Genomic DNA, 19,374 nt, shown 5'->3' with positions numbered 1-19,374 from the left:
GCCGCCAGATTGGTAATCTTGCTGTCGCTTCCGCTGTGGTTAGCGCTGAATGCGCTTGTGTTGCCATCCCACAACAGGGCATCGTCGGTGAGCGTGGTAACGGAGTTGCTCAGACTGTTGATACTGGTGGTGTTGGTGGCGATATCAGTGGTGTTCTGATTAATGCTGGCCGTATTGGCGGCGATATCGGTTGTGTTCTGGTTAATGCTGTCGGTATTGGTAGTGATGTCAGCGGTGTTCTGATCCACTTTTGCATTCGTATCAAACAGCTGTGAGCCGTTAACGGCGTCGGTGCTGTCTGCGGCCAGGGTGCCTGCCGCCAGATTGGTAATCTTGCTGTCGCTTCCGCTGTGGTTAGCGCTGAATGCGCTTGTGTTGCCATCCCACAACAGCGCGTCTTCGGCTAATCCTGCGACAGAGGCCCCTGTGTTAGTGATAGAAGTGTTAAGTGCGCTTAATGCACTGCCTACGTTATTGTAGATGCCTGTGCCTACCTCGTAGAGGGGCGCATTCACTGTACCATCACTATTAACGGAAGCCCCTCCGCCGAGTCGGTCGGCGACGGATTGACTTAAAGAGTAAATTTGCGCACCTGTAACGGCATCGGTACTGTTGGCATTAATGTCGCCTTTAGCAACGTAGGTGATCTGCCGCTGAGTGGTGCTGTTACCCACGGCGATGGAATTATCTTCCTGGGCGATAGAGCCCGAGCCAAGGGCAACTGAGTTGGTGCCTATCGCTTTTGCGCCATTACCAAATGCAGCGCTGCCGTCGCCGCTCGCAGTGGCTTGATAACCTAATGCAGAGGAAGTTGCTCCGCTCGCGACAGATTTATAACCCAGTGCTACGGAGTTCTCTCCGCTGGCACTGGAGAGAACCCCCATTGCCATAGCAAAATTTCCAGCAGCGGATGATGAGGCTCCCATCGCAATAGCCCGGTCACCGGCTGAAGTCGATTTTACGCCAAGCGCTAGCGAAGAGTCGCCGGTGGACTGGCTGTATGAACCAATGGCGGTACTCCATTTCCCCATCGCAGAGGCTTTATAACCCATCGCGGCGCTTGCGCCATCAACGTTGGTGTAAGTATTGGCTGTGGCATCGGTACCAATTGCAATCCACCCTTTTCCTCCAGTCTGGGTACCCGTTGGAGTAACGCCGTCGCCAGTATCGTTTCCTGCGTTGGCCAGCGCATCTGCAGAGGCCATAATACTGCTAAGACCGATGAGTGCGGAAACCGCCAGCTTTCTGCGGCCGCTTTTTTTGCCGCGGCTTTTTGCGGTTTCGCTGGTGACAATAAATGTTCCCGTAGCGGCATTCCAGAGGACTTTAAATATTCTGTTCATGGATAAGTGCTTTCCTTTTCTAAAATAGTTGTATCAATGGCTATTATTTTTTTGGCTTCTTTTTCGTATCATTAATAGGTTGTATGCTGTCGAATATGACATTCTCCATGTTAATACCTATTTTTAGATACTTAAGATTATTGGGCGATACGCCTTTTAATGTTAGCGTGACGTTTGTCCATGTTCCCGGTAAAAGTTCGATTGTCGAATCCATTTTCGTGTTAAGCAGGAGTTGTTTCCAGCGAGGCAGATCTTTTGCCTCGGAAGGTTTTTTCGTACCCCATGTCATATTAAACGCAAGGTTTGATACGGGAATGCTGAGTAAGTTAACTAAATCAAGATGAATAACACTTCCATCATCTATTGGCTCAATAGATAGAATACGCCCGGCTAATCCGATATTGCCGTTGTTAATAATAAAATAGCGCGTTTGTGATGGATCCAGTTCTGTGTAGTCGAATAGCCGTTGTTTGCGTTCAATGCGACCAACGACTTCGGCGACCTTTTGAGTCGTGTTGATAACTGTAGCTTGTTGTTTTTCTAGCAAATTTATCTTTGCTTCTTGTTCTTTTTGTTGTTTTTTCAGTTCTTCAACAAGGTGCTTATCTGCGAAGTAATCACAACCAGATAAAAAAAATGTGAATCCCAAAACAAGCAGGGGAATAAATTTTCCATTTTTGTGCATATAAAATATCCTTGTTTATAATTTATATGATATAAATAGTTAAACTATTATTTATACAGCTAACTCACCGCTCTGCGGGGTTACGGCATTGTCGATAATCAATTAATGTATGATTACAACGAAAATATTCATTGTCTCTATGAATTTGTATAAATGCCCGAAATTCATTATCAATTACCCATGGCAATACCTTATAAAAATATAATCATGATATTTATGTATAGATGCATTACCTTGTAGATAATAATGTTATTTAATTTAGTGGGTCAATTATATTCTGCGGGTCATGAGAACAGTCGATGAAAAAATTCATTGTATAAATACAAATAGGCCTGATAGTGGTATTTATATTCCTGAAAAATCGAGATTACCGTTAAAAATGAACTCGTATATAAGCGGTGTAAATACGTCTGGATAAAAATTCGGAATATAGCCCGATGCTCTCAAGGCCCCGTCGAACGACAGGTACCTTGAGAGCCTGTGATGCGGAAGTGTTTAGAACTCGCTCTTCGCGAAGCCTGTCATCTCTTTGAGCCCCATTTCCCGGCCCAGCGCCGTCATCGGGTGCACCACGATCAGGCCGCGTACGCTTTTTTTGAGTTTGCCCATATCGGCCTGCTCTTTTTTAGTGATCGCGCGGCGAAACGGCAGGTTCATCAGCTTCTGCGCTTCTTTACTCAGTTTCTGGCTGTGTACTTCGCGCAGACGGATAATTTCTGCTTCCAGCGTCTCTTTTTCTTTTTCCAGCTCCGCGTATTTATCGGCGGATTCAACCAGAGAAAGACCTGCCTGCTGGTGGCGAATAGCGTCAAGACGATCGCTCAGGCGTTTAATTTCGTTTTTTTCAACTTCTTTCATGGGATAGCTTCTGATAGAAATGGGATAGATACCCTATAGTATGCGCGCAGTGAGTGATTCTTCACAACTTATGACGTAAAGATAATCAATTATGGCAAGTATTACACCGCTAATTATTTAGTTATCTCTTTGAGAATAAAATCTTTTTTTCGAAAGAAAAGATGAAGCGCCTTTTTTGCCGGCAAGAAAAGCGATTAAGCACATTTTCCTCAATGACAACGCTAAAGTGATCCTAAACTCAAATAAGCGACCGCGGGAGTCAGACGCGGGTCACACATGGAGGATCTATCATGGCAAAAATAGGTGAGAACGTACCACTTCTTATTGATAAAGCCGTCGATTTTATGGCGTCCAGCCAGGCGTTCCGTGAATACTTGAATAAAACGCCGCCGCGTGATTATGTTCCTTCCGAAGTGCCGTCGGAGAGCGCGCCCATTTATTTGCAGCGTCTGGAATATTACCGGCGGCTGTACCGACCAAAAGAAGAAGAAAGAGGTTAACGGCGGGATTTACTTTTGAAAGGCCTTTTTTAAGCTGATTTTAGAAATCAGCTCGGTCAGGGAGAGAACCATCGTCGAACGCACCGCCTGCTGGTAGCGCTGAATTTGCATGGCGTAGAGCGCCGCGTCGGACGTATCAAAATGCGGCGGCGGCGGCAGCGCCATGACGCAGTGCAGTTCGCCAAACGGCCCGAGGATTTCATCGTCGGTAAAGGCGTATTCATTGCCGTCGTGATTCAGCTCTTCGCGCAGCGCCATTAACAGCTCCGCATCTTCATATTCGGTGCGGCTGAGTACGCCCAGGCCATAGATAAGTTTCAGACGTACCGAAAGATCGCCCAGCGGTCCGTCGCCGTCCAGCAACGGTTCCACAGCGTATTTCACCGCATAGTCGTCTTTGCGAAACACCTGGAGCACCAGAATATTCACCGCCTCGGTCAATAACTCGACGGCAGTAATCAGGAAGCTCCGTACGGTTTTGCCAGCATTCAGACGCTCAAGCACACGATTTTCAAAGGCCTGGGTTTGTTCCATTATTGCCTGCATATCTGACAATCTGTTATTTGGGCGCAGGCTAACCTGCGCCGGGTTCTGCGTCATTTGGTCGCGTTATAAGCGTTAACCGCCTCCGCCACCACATCGCTATTGGCATCCAGCCCGGAAATTTGCGCCAGAGCGGCCTGTGGACCTTTTTCGTCAATCAGCGCGGCCAGTTCCTGTGCCTGCGGATCTTCTTCACTGCGGAAATGCATCGCCGCCGCGATCCCTTTGACCAGATTCACATGCGGCAGACCATATTCCAGGGTGCCCAGCAGCGGTTTGATCAGACGGTCGCCCGCGCTGAGTTTGCGTAGCGGCTGACGTCCAACGCGCTCAACATCATCTTTCAGATACGGGTTTTCAAAACGACCGAGGATTTTCTGAATGTATGCCGCATGTTTGTCGGCATCAAAACCGTAGCGTTTGATCAGCACCGCGCCGCTTTCTTCCATCGCGCCTTTCACCACCGCGCGAATACTCTCATCGAGAATGGCGTCGCGAATGGTTTGATGACCGGCTAATTTGCCGAGGTACGCGGTTATAGCATGACCTGTGTTCAGCGTGAAGAGTTTACGTTCGACAAATGCCATCAGGTTATCCGTTAACTCCATCCCCGGAATGGTCGGCAACGCGCCTTTGAACTGGGTTTTATCGACGATCCACTCGCTGAAGGTTTCTACCGTCACTTCCAGCGGATCGTTGGTTGCAGAAGCAGATGGCGGCACAATACGGTCAACGGCGGAATCCACAAAACCGACGTGCTGTTCAACCCAGGCTTTATCGCCATCCGCCAGCGCGTTCATCACATGACCTTTGAGCTGTGTGGTGCCGCGCACCATATTTTCACAGGCGATGATATTCAGCGGGGCATCCACGCCCTGCGCCTTACGTTTTACCAGCCCTTTAGCGATGGCCGGAGCGATACGCTCAAGCACAACCGGACCCACGGCAGTAGTGATTAAATCAACGTGGGCAATCAGGTCGACAACATCATCGCCGATGCTGCTGACAGCGTTGACGCCGGAAACGGTATCAACCTGCTCATTTTCACCCACAACATGAACCTGATAGCTATGACGGGCATTCAGGGCATCGAGTACGACCTGATTTACATCCGCAAACGTCAGTTGTATCCCCGCGTCAGCCAGCAGTTTGCCTATAAAGCCACGACCGATATTACCTGCGCCAAAATGTAATGCTTTCATAGTATTAACCTTCATTAATGTTTTTACCCGAGAGGGCTGGGGTGAGGGACTGCATAGATTTCCCCTCAACCTAACCCTCTCCACAAGGGAGAGGATATCGCCTTCATATTTCGAACTGCAGATGCGTTGGCTCTCCTCGCTCACCCCAGTCACGTACTTATGTACGCTCCTGGGGATTCACTGCGTTGCCGCCCTTCCTGCAGCTCGAACTATTTTGGGGATACTTAACTGTTAAGCTTTTTTACCTGCCAGCAGTTCCAGCACTTCATCCACGCTGGTGGTGTGCGCCAGACGTTCGATCACGGATTCATCATCCAGCGCGTTAGTCAGGCTGGTGATGACCTGGATGTGCTCATTGTTACGTGCGGCGATACCAATAACCAGACGGGCAATATCGTCTTCTTCTTCACCGAAGCGTACGCCTTCCGGATACTGGCAGAACACCACGCCGGTTTTCAGCACGCGATCTTTCGCTTCTACTGTACCGTGCGGTACTGCGATGGATTCACCGAGGTAAGTCGGCGTCAGCTTTTCGCGGTCCAGCATCGCCTCGACGTATTCCGGCTCAACATAGCCGCCTTTCACCAGCTGTTCACCGGCAAAGCGAATCGCCTCTTCTTTCGTGGCCGCTTTACGTCCGAGGAAGATATTCTCCGCACCCAGTTTGAACAGGTTGTTATCACCCTCCTCAAAGCTGTCTTTCAGATGGTCGCGTACTTTCTCTTCATTAGTATTGTGGCGCTGTGCGGCAACCAGACGTTCGGTCAGGCTGGTGTACAGGCCGCTATCCAGGAAGTTGGTCAGCGAAATATGCTGCGCCTGCGGTACCTGACGCATTGCGCGCTCGGTCAGGTCGCGGTGAGTAATGACCAGATCCACATCCGGCGGCAGATTGTTAATGGCGCTGTTGGTGACGGAGATCTGGCTCAGGCCCGCATCCTGTACTTTCTTACGCAGTACCCCTGCGCCCATCGCGCTGGAACCCATACCGGCATCGCAAGCCACGATGATTTTACGCACATGGCTCAGGTCGTTAGTCACGTCGCCAGCCGCCAGCGGAGAGGCGCCTTTAGATTCCGCTTTCATGTCCTGCATACGACGGGTGGCCGCTTCAATGTCATCTTCTTCTTTCACTTTGCTGGTTTTCAGCAGAATTGCAGACACCACGAAGGAGACCGCCATTGCCGCCACGATGGCAGCGATGTTAGCGAAGTAAGCGCCTTTTGGCGTCATCGCCAGTACCGCCAGAATGGAACCTGGAGATGCCGGAGAGACCAAACCGCCGTTCAGGATGGTCAGGGTGAATACGCCGGTCATACCGCCGAGAATCACCGCCAGAATCAGGCGTGGGTTCATCAGCACGTACGGGAAGTAGATCTCATGGATACCGCCCAGGAAGTGGATAATTGCCGCGCCGCCCGCAGACTGTTTAGCGCTGCCGCGACCGAAGAACATGTACGCCAGCAGGACGCCCATCCCTGGACCCGGGTTAGCTTCAATCAGGAAGAAGATGGATTTACCCATCTCATGAGACTGCTGAATACCCAGCGGCGAGAAGATACCGTGGTTGATGGCGTTGTTGAGGAACAGGATTTTCGCCGGTTCAACAAAAATGGACGCCAGCGGCAGCATATCGTGCGCCACCATGAAGTTAACGCCCGCCGCCAGAATTTTGGACAGGACTTCAACCGCCGGACCAATACCGAGGAACGCCAGGATGGCGAGGATCATACCGATGATGCCAGCGGAGAAGTTGTTCACCAGCATCTCAAAACCGGATTTGATCTTACCGTCTACCCAACTGTCGAATTTCTTAATGCAGTAGCCGCCTAATGGACCGGCGATCATTGAGCCGAGGAACATCGGCATATCCGCGCCGACAATAACGCCCATGGTAGTGATAGCGCCCACTACGCCGCCGCGTTCGCCGCCAACCAGACGACCGCCGGTATAACCGATGAGCAGCGGCAGCAGGTAGGTGATCATCGGACCAACCAGTTTCGCCAGCGTTTCGTTAGGCAACCACCCTGTTGGAATAAATAATGCGGTGATAATACCCCACGCGATAAACGCGCCGATATTAGGCATCACCATATTGCTGAGGAATCGACCAAAGCTTTGCACTTTGATCTTAATATCGGATGACATAAAAACACCCCTTCTTATGTTGCTGTCGCGCAGGCTGAAAGCCCGAGGTTTGTTAATGTAGCGGCAGAGGTAGCCGGACCCTGTAGTGTAGATACTGCGCAATCTGGCACTGAATCGTTCAACTGTCCAGACAGGGACAATTTATGTGATTTGTGTCACATTAATATAGGGGGTAGAGAGGTAATTGATGTGATATTGATCACAAAGTGGCTGTGTAAAAAAACAACGAATCTAATTTTTAGCCCTTAAAAGACCATGTTATGTGAGATATTTCACATTTTTATTTTGGTGCTTTGTTGAATTTTTGTGATCCTCTTCACAAGAAATTTTAAGCCCGGGTAACGCCAATACGATCCGGCAAACATTTTGTCGCGAGCTCACTCACGTTATGTCATTCAGCAACCTCCTTTTGCGTCTCCTTTCGTCTTATTTGAGCCATACTATGATTTTTACTGGTTGGCAAAAAGGACACGGCATGAAACTCATCGGTAGCTACACCAGCCCTTTTGTGCGCAAAATCTCTGTTCTGCTGCTCGAAAAAGGCATTACCTTCGAATTTATTAATGAACTACCCTACGAGGCGGATAACGGCGTGGCGCAATACAACCCTCTGGGTAAGGTGCCAGCGCTGGTGACGGAGAAAGGCGAGTACTGGTTCGATTCGCCGATCATCGCGGAATATATTGAGTTGCTGGATATCGCGCCAGCGATGCTCCCGCGTGACCCGATGGCAGCGCTTAAAGTTCGCCAGCTTGAAGCGTTGGCTGACGGCATTATGGATGCAGCGTTGGTTTCTGTACGCGAACAGGCGCGTCCGGCGGCGCAACAATCGGAAACGGAACTGCTGCGCCAGCGGGAAAAAATCAACCGCAGCCTGGATATGCTCGAAAGTTATCTGAGCGACGGGACGCTAAAAACGGATACGGTCAATCTGGCGACTATCGCGATTGCCTGTGCGGTAGGCTATCTCAACTTCCGCCGGGTCGCGCCCGGCTGGTGTGTTAGCCGCCCCCACCTGGTCAAACTGGTCGAAACGCTTTTTCAACGCGAAAGCTTTGCCCGCACCGAAGCGCCAAAGGCTTGACGCGCATTATGTCCGCCTGAGCAAACTCACGTTACAATCCCCCTTATGTCGATATCCCTCTCCCGCCAGGAGAGGGCCACCAACAGCCAGGCATTTTCATGACAAGCGAAACGCGTACACTCTACAGCCAGCTTCCTGCTATCGATCGCTTATTGCACGATAGCGCTTTTCTTTCTCTGCGCGATCGGTATGGCCATACCCAGGTGGTTGATCTGCTTAGGCGGATGCTTGACGACGCGCGCGACGTCATCCGGAATACGCAAACACTTCCCGACTGGTACGCAGACTGGGCGCAAGAGGCGAAACTCCGGCTGGAAAATGCGGCGCAAAGCGCGCTGCGCCCGGTGATTAACCTGACGGGGACGGTGCTGCACACCAACCTTGGCCGCGCATTGCAGGCGCAAGAAGCGATTGAGGCGGTAACGCAGGCGATGCGCGCGCCGGTGACGCTGGAATACGATTTGGATGGCGCCGGGCGGGGGCATCGCGACCGGGCGCTGGCGACGCTGTTATGCCGTATCACCGGGGCGGAGGACGCCTGTATCGTCAATAACAATGCGGGGGCGGTATTGCTGATGCTGGCGGCGACCGCCAGCGGCAAAGAGGTGGTGGTTTCGCGTGGCGAGCTGGTCGAAATCGGCGGCGCGTTTCGTATTCCGGATGTTATGCGTCAGGCGGGCTGTACGCTGCATGAAGTGGGCACCACCAACCGGACGCACGCGAAAGATTACCGTCAGGCGGTAAATGAAAATACCGGGCTGTTGATGAAGGTGCATACCAGTAATTACAGCATTGAGGGCTTTACCAAAACGGTAGAGGAAGCGGAACTGGCGGAAATCGGGCGAGAGCTGGATATTCCGTTGGTGGCGGATCTGGGCAGCGGTTCACTGGTGGATTTAAGTCAATATGGCTTACCCAAAGAGCCGATGCCGCAGCAGCTCATTGCCGCAGGCGTCAGCCTGGTAAGCTTCTCCGGCGATAAGTTGCTGGGCGGGCCGCAGGCCGGGATCATCGTCGGCAAAAAAGCGATGATTGCCCAACTGCAAAGCCATCCGCTGAAACGCGCTCTGCGCGCGGATAAAATGACGCTGGCGGCGCTGGAGGCAACGTTACGTCTGTATCTGCACCCGGAAGCGTTGGCGGAGAAATTACCCACCCTGCGTCTGTTAACCCGCAGTGAAGCGTCGATTCGCGAACAAGCGCAGCGGTTACAGGCGCGGCTGGTGGCACGTTACGGCGATGAATTTGCGCTGGAGGTTAAACCCTGCCTGTCGCAAATCGGCAGCGGTTCATTACCGGTAGACCGCCTCCCCAGCGCCGCCATGACATTTACCCCGCACGACGGGCGCGGTAGTCGGCTGGAGGCGCTGGCGGCTCGCTGGCGCACGCTGCCTGTACCGGTCATTGGCCGAATTTATGATGGCCGTTTATGGCTGGATATGCGCTGTCTTGAAGACGAAAGCCGGTTTATGGAGATGATGCTGAAATGATTATTGCAACTGCCGGACACGTAGACCACGGTAAAACGACGTTGCTCCAGGCGATTACCGGAGTCAATGCCGATCGCCTGCCGGAAGAGAAAAAACGCGGGATGACTATCGATCTGGGCTACGCCTATTGGCCGCAGCCGGATGGTCGTGTGCTGGGCTTTATCGATGTGCCTGGGCATGAAAAATTCCTCTCTAACATGCTGGCGGGCGTAGGCGGTATCGATCACGCTTTGCTGGTGGTCGCCTGTGATGACGGCGTTATGGCGCAAACGCGCGAGCATTTACAGATCCTGCAACTGACGGGCAATCTCCAGCTCACCGTCGCGCTGACCAAAGCCGATCGCGTGGACGAGGCGCGTATCGGTGAAGTACGAGAAGAGGTACTGGCGGCGCTCGACAACTATGGCTTCGCCGATACCGTTTTATTTGTCACCGCTGCCAATGAAGGACGCGGTATTGCAGAACTTCGCGCTCATTTACAGCAGCTTCCTGCACGTTTGCACGCCGCGCAGCATCGCTTCCGTCTGGCTATCGACCGTGCGTTTACGGTGAAAGGGGCGGGACTGGTGGTGACCGGAACGGCGCTGAGCGGAGAGGTGAAGGTAGGTGATACGCTGTGGTTAACCGGAGTAAATAAACCGATGCGGGTGCGTAGCCTGCACGCACAAAATCAGCCTACCGACCATGCGCACGCCGGGCAACGTATTGCTCTCAATATTGCGGGCGATGCGGAGAAGGAACAGCTTAACCGCGGCGACTGGCTGCTTTCCGATGCGCCGGTGGGGGAAGCTTTTTCCCGGGTGATCGTTTCTCTGGCGCTTCATGCGCCGCTTTCCCAATGGCAGCCGCTACATATTCACCATGCCGCCAGCCATGTGACCGGTCGCGTCTCTTTGCTGGAAGGCGGGCTGGCCGAGCTGATCTTCGATACGCCGTTGTGGCTGGCCGATAATGACAGACTGGTGCTGCGTGATATTTCCGCACGTGCCACCCTTGCCGGCGCACGCGTGGTGACGCTTAAGGCGCCGCGTCGCGGTAAACGTAAACCAGATTATTTGCACTGGCTTTCAACGCTTGCCGACGCGCAGGACGATAGCGCGGCGTTGGCCATTCATCTGGAACGCGGCGCCGTCAACCTGCCGGATTTCGGTTGGGCGCGTCAGCTTAATCCTCTCGGTATGCGTCAGCTTATTGAGCAACATGGTTTTATCCAGGCCGGAGACAATCTGTTAAGTGCGCCCGTCGCCGCCCGCTGGCAGCGTAAGATTCTTGATACGCTGGCGACCTACCACGAACAGCACCGCGATGAACCGGGGCCGGGACGCGAGCGTTTACGCCGCATGGCCCTGCCAATGGAAGATGAAGCGCTGGTCCTGATGCTGATCGAGCGGATGCGCGATGACGGCCTGATTCATAGCCATCACGGTTGGTTGCATCTGCCGGATCATAAAGCGGGATTTAGCGATGAGCAGCAGGCCGTCTGGCAAAAAGTCGAACCGCTATTTGGCGATGAGCCCTGGTGGGTACGCGATCTGGCGAAAGAGACCGGAACGGAGGAACAATTGATGCGGCTGGTGCTGCGGCAGGCGGCACAGCAAGGCATCATTACCGCGATCGTAAAAGATCGGTACTATCGTAACGATCGGATTGTCGCTTTCGCCAATATGATCCGCGAGCTGGATCAAGAGAGAGGATCAACGTGTGCGGCGGATTTTCGCGACAGGCTGAATGTAGGGCGGAAACTGGCCATTCAGATCCTTGAATATTTTGACCGGATTGGATTTACACGACGTCGTGGGAATGATCATTTATTACGTGATGCGTTATTATTTCCGCAAAAAGAATGAAATGGTTAAATTAAATCAGAAATGAATCAATACAATTATTGAGTTGATTTATAAAAGCACATCAGGAAATTAACCTAATGTGCTTTTTATTTTTCTGACTTCTTAAAATAGTCATCGTGATCATATTATTAGGATAATTTCACCCGTATTCTTCGCACCTTATTCTGGTAATTAAGGACAGTATAATGGCAGCTTCAACGTTTTTTATTCCTTCCGTGAATGTAATTGGTGCCGATTCATTAAAGAACGCAATGAATACGATGGCGGAATATGGTTTTCGCCGTACATTAATTGTTACGGATGCTATGCTGACAAAATTAGGGATGGCGGGTGATATTCAAAAAGCGCTACAGGAACGTGATATTTTTAGCGTGATTTATGATGGTACGCAGCCTAACCCTACCACCAGCAATGTGGCAGCTGGGTTGAAGCTTCTGAAAGAAAATGGCTGCGACAGCGTTATCTCGCTGGGCGGCGGTTCCCCGCACGACTGTGCGAAAGGTATCGCTCTGGTGGCGGCGAATGGCGGCGATATTCGTGACTATGAAGGCGTTGACCGCTCCGCGAAACCGCAGTTGCCGATGATTGCGATTAATACGACCGCCGGCACCGCGTCTGAAATGACCCGTTTTTGTATCATCACCGACGAAGAACGTCATATTAAAATGGCTATCGTCGATAAACACGTTACGCCGCTGCTCTCTGTCAACGACTCCTCTTTAATGGTTGGTATGCCGAAATCCCTGACGGCGGCAACCGGTATGGATGCGTTAACCCACGCGATTGAAGCTTATGTTTCCGTTGCGGCAACGCCTATTACCGATGCCTGCGCGCTGAAAGCGGTAACGATGATTGCGGAAAATCTGGTTGTTGCGGTTGAAGAGGGGAGCAATGTCCAGGCGCGTGAAGCGATGGCTTATGCTCAGTTCCTGGCGGGAATGGCGTTTAACAATGCGTCGCTGGGCTACGTTCATGCTATGGCGCATCAACTTGGCGGTTTCTACAACCTACCGCACGGCGTATGTAACGCGGTTCTGCTGCCGCATGTGCAGGTATTCAACAGCCAGGTAGCGGCGGCTCGCCTGCGTGATTGCGCTGCGGCGATGGGCGTCGATGTATCAGGTATGAGCGAGGCGGAAGGCGCGCAGGCGTGTGTGGCGGCCATTCGCCAACTGTCGCAGAAAGTCAACATTCCGGCGGGACTGCGCGAGCTAAACGTGAAGGAAGAAGATATCCCGGTTTTGGCGACTAATGCTCTTAAAGATGCCTGTGGTCTGACGAACCCGATTCAGGCGACTCACGACGAGATTGTGGAAATTTATCGCGCGGCGATGTAACGCCTTTGCCCGGTGGCGCGGACGCTTACCGGGCCTGCGTAGACGATGCAGGCCGGATAAGGCGTAACACGTTAGCTTCGATCGAGCTTTTGCTGCGCCAGCCAGACGGCGCCCAGCCTGCCCGCCTGATTTCCCAGTTGGCAGGGCTGAATCGGCACCTGGAGCGCCTCCCACATTTCAAACGTTTCAAGATGCCGCGTCAGGAGCGGGTAGAGCTTTTCCTGTTCGCTTATTCCTCCGCCGATCAGCACCACGCCCGGATCAAACATAGAGATTACGCTGTAAACGCCGCGTGACAGATAACGCGCCCAGTCATTGACCGCCTCACGCAGATGAACATCGGTCGCCATTCGTTCGAAGATCACATCCGCAGGCGGCATCTCTTCGGCAGGCAGCGCCAGCGCCTGGCGGCACGACGCCATTAATCCGCTGGTTGACGCGATTTTGTGCATACTTTCGCCATTATTCCCGACCGGCATGACGCCGAATTCACCGGCATGGAAATGTGCGCCGCGATACAGTTCTCGTCCGACGATAATACCGCCACCAATGCCTGTTCCAATGGTGATACAGACCAGATTGTCATAATGCTGCCCGGCGCCTCGCCACATTTCGCCCAGCGCCGCGCAGTTCGCGTCGTTCTCCACGACCAGCGGCAGATCGGTCAGCCCGCTGAACAACTCCATCAGGTTGACGTCATCCAGATAAGCCAGCGCGCCCGCTTTTGCCGCATGACCGTTATGGGGATTAATATGGCCGGGGAAACTGACCCCGATTGCCGCAATGTCATAGTCCTGTTGGCAACGCGCCACCACATCCTGCCATTTGCGGGTAAACGTGGAGGCGTCCTCTGGCGTATCGAATTGATGATGGGTTAATTCTTCGCCGTCACTGTTAATCACGCCATATTTGACGTGAGTTCCTCCCACATCAATACCGATATATTGCTGCATAGTGTTCTCCGTACGTTAAACAGGCACCTGTTTAGTATGGCTAAAACCAGACGGAGAAACGTAAAGGAAAGTAATTCGTGATTGCTGTCGTAAAGCGGAAAACCATTGGCGAAAAATTCACCAGTACCGTCTACCCTTGTGGAGTACCTTTACAATAAGGAGTTGGTCATGACGAACAATCCCCCTTCAACACGTATTCAGCCAGGTGAATACGGGTACCCACTGAAGTTAAAAGCCCGCTATGACAATTTTATTGGCGGTGACTGGGTTGCGCCCGCCGACGGCGAATATTATCAAAACCTGACGCCAGTGACCGGCCAGCCGCTATGTGAAGTCGCTTCCTCCGGTAAAAAAGATATCGATTTAGCGCTCGACGCCGCGCATAAGGCGAAAGATAAGTGGGCGCATACGTCAGTACAAGACCGTGCCGCTATCTTGTTTAAGATCGCCGATCGGATGGAACAAAACCTCGAACTGTTGGCGACAGCGGAAACCTGGGATAACGGTAAACCGATTCGTGAAACCAGCGCCGCCGACGTACCGCTGGCGATCGATCATTTCCGCTATTTCGCCTCCTGTATACGTGCGCAGGAGGGCGGGATCAGCGAAGTTGATAGCGAAACCGTGGCCTACCATTTTCACGAACCGCTTGGCGTCGTGGGGCAGATAATCCCGTGGAACTTTCCGTTGTTGATGGCAAGCTGGAAAATGGCGCCAGCGCTGGCGGCGGGTAACTGCGTGGTGCTTAAACCGGCACGCCTGACGCCGCTTTCCGTTCTGCTGTTAATGGAAGTCATTGGCGATCTGTTACCGCCGGGCGTCGTCAACGTCGTGAACGGCGCGGGCGGCGAGATCGGCGAATATCTGGCGACCTCGAAACGTATCGCGAAGGTGGCGTTTACCGGTTCGACGGAAGTGGGTCAACAGATCATGCAGTACGCCACGCAGAATATTATTCCAGTGACGCTGGAGTTAGGCGGCAAGTCGCCCAATATCTTCTTCGCCGACGTGATGGATGAGGAAGATGCGTTCTTTGATAAAGCGCTGGAGGGATTTGCCCTGTTTGCCTTTAACCAGGGCGAGGTGTGTACCTGTCCAAGCCGTGCGCTGGTCCAGGAGTCCATCTATGAGCGCTTTATGGAGCGCGCTATTCGCCGGGTAGAGAGCATTCGCAGCGGGAACCCGCTAGATAGCGGTACACAGATGGGGGCGCAGGTCTCCCACGGCCAGCTTGAGACTATCCTCAATTATATCGATATCGGTAAAAAAGAGGGGGCCGATATTCTGACCGGTGGGCGACGCAAGGAGCTGGATGGCGAACTTAAAGAGGGCTATTACCTTGAGCCTACCATTCTGTTTGGTAAGAATAATATGCGCGTCTTTCAGGAGGAGATCTTTGGCCCGGTGCTGGCGGTAACCACCTTTAAAACCATGGAGGAGGCGCTGGAAATCGCTAACGATACGCAGTATGGCCTCGGCGCCGGCGTCTGGAGCCGCAACGGCAATCTGGCCTATAAGATGGGGCGCGGCATTCAGGCCGGGCGCGTATGGACCAACTGCTATCACGCCTATCCGGCACACGCGGCGTTTGGCGGCTATAAGCAGTCTGGCATCGGGCGCGAAACGCATAAGATGATGCTGGAACACTACCAGCAAACCAAGTGTCTGCTGGTGAGCTATTCCGATAAGCCGCTGGGGCTGTTCTGACGCAAGAGGTAATGCCCGATGGCGCTGCGCTTATCGGGCCTACCGCATTGATATCAGCCTGGTGGTAATGCCCGATGGCGCTTCGCTTATCGGGCCTACCGCATTGATATCAGCCTGGTGGTAATGCCCGATGGCGCTGCGCTTATCGGGCCTACCGCATTGATATCAGCCTGGTGGTAATGCCCGATGGCGCTTCGCTTATCGGGCCTACCGCATTGATATCAGCCTGGTGGTAATGCCCGATGGCGCTGCGCTTATCGGGCCTACCGCATTGATATCAGCCTGACGGTAATGCCCGATGGCGCTTCGCTTATCGGGCCTACCGCGTTGATATTAGCTTGGTGGTAATGCCCGATGGCACTTCGCTTATCGGGCCTACCGCGTTGATATTAGCCTGGTGGTAATGTCTGATGGCGCTTCGCTTATCAGGCCTACAAAAATTCATCGCAATATACTGATATTGCAAATCTTGTAGGCCGGATAAGGCGCAGCCGCCATCCGGCACAGTATTACCGCTCGTTGACCCAAATCCGCATTTCGCCCTCGCCACGGTTGGCCCAGCTAAACCACGGAATGAACGTTAGCGTCTGCGGCTGGCGCGATGACGGCGCGTTATCGTAGTGCCACAACGCCTGATGCTGCGCATCTGGGGCACTTTGCTTCTCGCCTTCAGCCTGAATCAGCATCTTATGCGCAAAAAGCCCTTTGCCCTCAAAGACCCGGAATTCACTCTCTTTCGGTAGCCACAGATTATGCAGTTCTTCGCCGTTATCGGCCTGCTCAAGGCAATAGACCAACGGCCCGCGCTGAATGGCGACCTTACCGGCGACGTGACGCGCCAGCGGATTGCCATACACGCGGCGAACCGGCATCGGCAGCGTCAGGGTTATCGTATCGCCCTCCTGCCAGGTTCGACGGATATGCAGATAACCTTTGCGAATATCCTGCTCCACTTCCAGCCCGTTGAGCGTCACTTTTGCCTCAGGGCACCAGTCCGGCAGACGTAGCGCCAGCGTGTGACGTACCGGCTGCACAGAGTCGATGGCGATCTTCACCTGCTCATGCCACGGGTAGTTCCCGCCAATCCGCAGTTTGAGCGCGCCATTTTCAACCGGTATTTCCATGCTGTTACCCACGTACATATTGATGTACAGCGCATCCGCACGCGGCGTGTAGATGTAGTGACCAAGGGAGGTGAGCACGCGGGCGATGTTCGGCGGGCAGCAGGCGCAGCCAAACCAGCGCTGGCGAATGGGCTTAACGTGATCGTAAATATGGTTGAATTTTAACGATTTTGGATGCACTTCCAGCGGGTTGACGTAGAAGAAATGCTTGCCGTCGAGCGCCATACCGCCGAGGACGGTGTTGTACAGCGCGCGCTCCATCACGTCGGCGTACTGGCTATCGGCTTCCATTTCCAGCATCCGGCGGGCGAACATCATCAGGCCGATTGAAGCGCAGCTTTCCGCATAGACCGAATCATTCGGTAAATCGTAATCGCTGCTAAAGGCTTCGCCGCTGCTCTGCGAGCCAATCCCGCCGGTGATATACAGCTGACGCTGCGCCATATTTTTCCACAGGCGCAGGCAGTCCTGGCGTTTGCCTTCATCGTTGCTCAGGCGAGCGAGATGCGCCACGCCAGTCATCAGATAGACAAAACGTACCGCGTGGCCAATGGCCGTCTGCTGCTGTGAAATTGGCAGATGCGCCTGGCTGTAGGCTTTGTCTTTGACCATCCACGCCGGGCCGTAGGTATGCCAGTAAGAGGTTTGGCCGCGTTTTTCGTACTCTTCGTCGTAGAAGTGCGGTTGGGTGCCGCGCTGTCCGATAAAGTAGCTTGCCAGCATCATATAGCGCGGCTGCTCTGTTACCTCATACAGACGCATCAGCGCCAGCTCAATTTCCGGGTGGCCCGGATAGCCGTGCAGCTGATTTTCGCCAGGGCCGAAAGTGCTGTCGATATGATCGGCCAGGCGACAAACGACGTCTAGCAGCCGACGCTTGCCGGTGGCCTGAAAGAAGGCGACGCCCGCTTCAATCAGGTGCCCGGCGCAATAAAGCTCGTGGCACTCCGCCAGGTTGCTCCAGCGTTCTTGCGGGGCTTTTGCCGTAAAGTACGTATTGAGATAGCCATCGTCACACTGCGCGGCGGCCACCAGTTCAATCACCTCATCGGCGGTTTTCTCAAGCGCGGGATCGGGTTTCTGGCACAGTGACCAGGCAACCGCTTCCAGCCATTTCGCCACGTCGCTGTCCTGAAAGACCATGCCGTAAAAGTCGCCCGTCTGCTGGCCTGCGGCAATGCGGAAATTTTCAATGGCATGGCTGGGTTCAGCCTCTGGAATACGATCGTTTAACGCATCCCACTGGTAAGGAATAACCACATCGCGAACCAGTTGTTGATACTGTCCGAGGAACGGATCGCTGACCGTCAGTTTATGCAGATCGACTTCCAGTACGTTCATTTCGTGCTCCTTAAGGCTGTAGAGGTCATAGATATTCCTCGCTGACGGGGTATTTTATGGCAGTAATTTTTATTTTCGCGTTATGACCTGATTCATTTTGCCCGGATAGCGGTGAGCGACAAGGCGATAAAAGAGTAAAAAAAGATGACGATTCCGACCCGTATTTAAAAATGTGAGATGGATCGAGTGAAATGACTATTTTTAGTTAATAATCAAAAGCTAATATGAAATACGGTGCTGAATGAGCGGGAAATGACATATTAATGCTCGAATTATCCATAACATTACCGATTAAAGTCCAAAACGGCGGATTATTTATTTCTCGCGGCATTGGGCGTCATCCTGCCAGGCGTCTGCAATCGTGGGAAATTATATTTGTGGAAAAAGGCTGCCTGAAAATTCAGGAAGAAGAATGTGTTTTCTGTGTCGAAGCCGGGGAAAGCCTGTTGCTTTGGCCGCATCGCCGTCATATTGGCGTTGAGGAGTTTCCCGCCGATCTTAAATTTTACTGGCTCCATTTTGAGGTCAAAGCGCCGGACAGCGACCCGCGCTGGCTGACGCATCTTTCCGTGCCGCAGCATACCCAGGTTGCCGATCCGCAGGCGCTGATTGCGCTTTTTCGCCAGTTTATGAACGAGCAGGAAAAGCACCAGCGCAGCCCGGCGCTGGAGTTCATCGTGCTGCTGATTTTGCAGCAGCTCACCGTTGACGCCCGGCAGAATGAAAACGCCGAGGCCGCTGGCGTGTCGCTGGCCTGGAAAGTACAGCAGCTGATTCGAACGCACTATCACCTGCCGCTTTCCAGCTCAGTTCTGGCGAAAGAACTGCATTGCAATGTGGATTATCTGGGACGCGTTTATCGGCGGGTATTTCACCTTACGCTAACGGAGGCCATCCACCGCCAGCGGGTGCGCGAGGCGGAAAAGTTGCTGATTAGCGACGCGCGTTCGTTAAAAGAGGTGGCGGAGCGGTGCGGTTTTAATGATGTTGGTTACTTTCGCCAGATCTTCCGCAAGCACACCGGCCTGACGCCTACCGCCTGGAAGCGGCGCTACAGTAAGGAACACGTTAATTCTTGAGTATAATCTTTGGCCCTCTGACAAAACGGTTGCAAACTGAATGCCCGATGGCGCTTTGCTTATCGGGCCCACAAGAGTTCATCACAACGTATTGATATTGCAAATCTTGTAGGTCGGATAAGGCGCAGTCGCC

The 19,374-nt window shown here is 53.0% G+C and carries 14 protein-coding genes and 1 pseudogene; 7 read left to right on the top strand and 8 right to left on the bottom strand.

All coding sequences use genetic code 11. The annotated features are described in order from the left end of the window. From sadA to NAZ64_RS10540, 3 genes and pseudogenes are all read right to left on the bottom strand, one after another. Positions 1-1,343: pseudogene (gene sadA, locus NAZ64_RS10550) on the bottom strand (trimeric autotransporter adhesin SadA); the annotation flags it as partial. A gap of 43 nt (positions 1,344-1,386) precedes the next feature. Beyond that, positions 1,387-2,028, bottom strand: coding sequence for a SadB/YajI family lipoprotein (locus tag NAZ64_RS10545; RefSeq protein WP_483640929.1), 642 nt, complete (start codon positions 2,026-2,028; stop codon positions 1,387-1,389). A 495-nt stretch (positions 2,029-2,523) separates the two neighbouring features. Continuing rightward, entirely contained in the window at positions 2,524-2,886 is a 363-nt protein-coding gene (locus tag NAZ64_RS10540; protein ID WP_000665687.1) for a YibL family ribosome-associated protein, read from the bottom strand. 290 nt (positions 2,887-3,176) lie between these two features. Between NAZ64_RS10540 and NAZ64_RS10535 the strand changes: the two genes are divergently transcribed. Continuing rightward, positions 3,177-3,386 (top strand): hypothetical protein, encoded by a 210-nt coding sequence (locus tag NAZ64_RS10535; protein WP_001062558.1) that lies wholly within the window; start codon positions 3,177-3,179, stop codon positions 3,384-3,386. Positions 3,387-3,395: 9 nt separating this feature from the next. Here NAZ64_RS10535 and mtlR read toward each other — a convergent pair whose 3' ends face one another. From mtlR to mtlA, 3 genes are all read right to left on the bottom strand, one after another. Then, on the bottom strand, positions 3,396-3,986 hold the full coding sequence (gene mtlR, locus NAZ64_RS10530) for a mannitol operon repressor MtlR (RefSeq protein WP_000193201.1): 591 nt from the start codon (positions 3,984-3,986) through the stop codon (positions 3,396-3,398). Then, a complete protein-coding gene (gene mtlD, locus NAZ64_RS10525) occupies positions 3,983-5,131 on the bottom strand; it encodes a mannitol-1-phosphate 5-dehydrogenase (protein WP_076727390.1) in 1,149 nt (382 codons plus the stop codon). Before mtlD ends, mtlR begins: the two co-directional genes overlap by 4 nt. A 231-nt stretch (positions 5,132-5,362) precedes the next feature. Further along, a complete protein-coding gene (gene mtlA, locus NAZ64_RS10520) occupies positions 5,363-7,279 on the bottom strand; it encodes a PTS mannitol transporter subunit IICBA (RefSeq protein ID WP_220569559.1) in 1,917 nt (638 codons plus the stop codon). Between the two features lie 475 nt (positions 7,280-7,754). On the opposite strand from mtlA, the gene NAZ64_RS10515 reads away from it, so the two are divergent. The 4 genes from NAZ64_RS10515 (at position 7,755) to yiaY (ending at position 13,037) form a co-directional block, all read left to right on the top strand. After that, entirely contained in the window at positions 7,755-8,363 is a 609-nt protein-coding gene (locus NAZ64_RS10515; RefSeq protein WP_000766681.1) for a glutathione S-transferase, read from the top strand. A gap of 98 nt (positions 8,364-8,461) precedes the next feature. Further along, positions 8,462-9,853: an L-seryl-tRNA(Sec) selenium transferase gene (selA, locus tag NAZ64_RS10510; protein ID WP_220569560.1), complete on the top strand. Its 1,392-nt coding sequence runs from the start codon at positions 8,462-8,464 to the stop codon at positions 9,851-9,853. After that, positions 9,850-11,700: a selenocysteine-specific translation elongation factor gene (gene selB / locus NAZ64_RS10505; RefSeq protein ID WP_000582384.1), complete on the top strand. Its 1,851-nt coding sequence runs from the start codon at positions 9,850-9,852 to the stop codon at positions 11,698-11,700. The genes selA and selB overlap by 4 nt, the downstream gene beginning before the upstream one ends. A gap of 185 nt (positions 11,701-11,885) precedes the next feature. Beyond that, positions 11,886-13,037 carry an L-threonine dehydrogenase gene (gene yiaY, locus NAZ64_RS10500; RefSeq protein WP_061377055.1) on the top strand — a complete coding sequence of 384 codons (1,152 nt, stop codon included), beginning with the start codon at positions 11,886-11,888 and terminating at the stop codon, positions 13,035-13,037. 71 nt (positions 13,038-13,108) lie between these two features. Here yiaY and NAZ64_RS10495 read toward each other — a convergent pair whose 3' ends face one another. Then, complete coding sequence (locus NAZ64_RS10495; RefSeq protein ID WP_001188271.1) at positions 13,109-13,990, bottom strand: ROK family protein; 882 nt, start codon at positions 13,988-13,990, stop codon at positions 13,109-13,111. Between the two features lie 168 nt (positions 13,991-14,158). On the opposite strand from NAZ64_RS10495, the gene aldB reads away from it, so the two are divergent. Then, complete coding sequence (aldB, locus tag NAZ64_RS10490) at positions 14,159-15,697, top strand: aldehyde dehydrogenase AldB (protein ID WP_000183988.1); 1,539 nt, start codon at positions 14,159-14,161, stop codon at positions 15,695-15,697. 509 nt (positions 15,698-16,206) lie between these two features. On the opposite strand, the gene NAZ64_RS10485 is transcribed toward aldB, so the two are convergent. Next, positions 16,207-18,162, bottom strand: coding sequence for a glycoside hydrolase family 127 protein (locus NAZ64_RS10485; protein WP_220569561.1), 1,956 nt, complete (start codon positions 18,160-18,162; stop codon positions 16,207-16,209). 263 nt (positions 18,163-18,425) lie between these two features. Here NAZ64_RS10485 and NAZ64_RS10480 point away from each other — a divergent pair, with 263 nt between their 5' ends. Further along, positions 18,426-19,241, top strand: coding sequence for an AraC family transcriptional regulator (locus tag NAZ64_RS10480; protein ID WP_000891808.1), 816 nt, complete (start codon positions 18,426-18,428; stop codon positions 19,239-19,241). Positions 19,242-19,374 lie beyond the last annotated feature (133 nt).

Source organism: Salmonella sp. A1325, assembly GCF_056991255.1.
The sequence above is the reverse complement of the archived record's forward strand: the minus strand, read 5'-3'. Positions and strand labels throughout refer to the sequence as shown.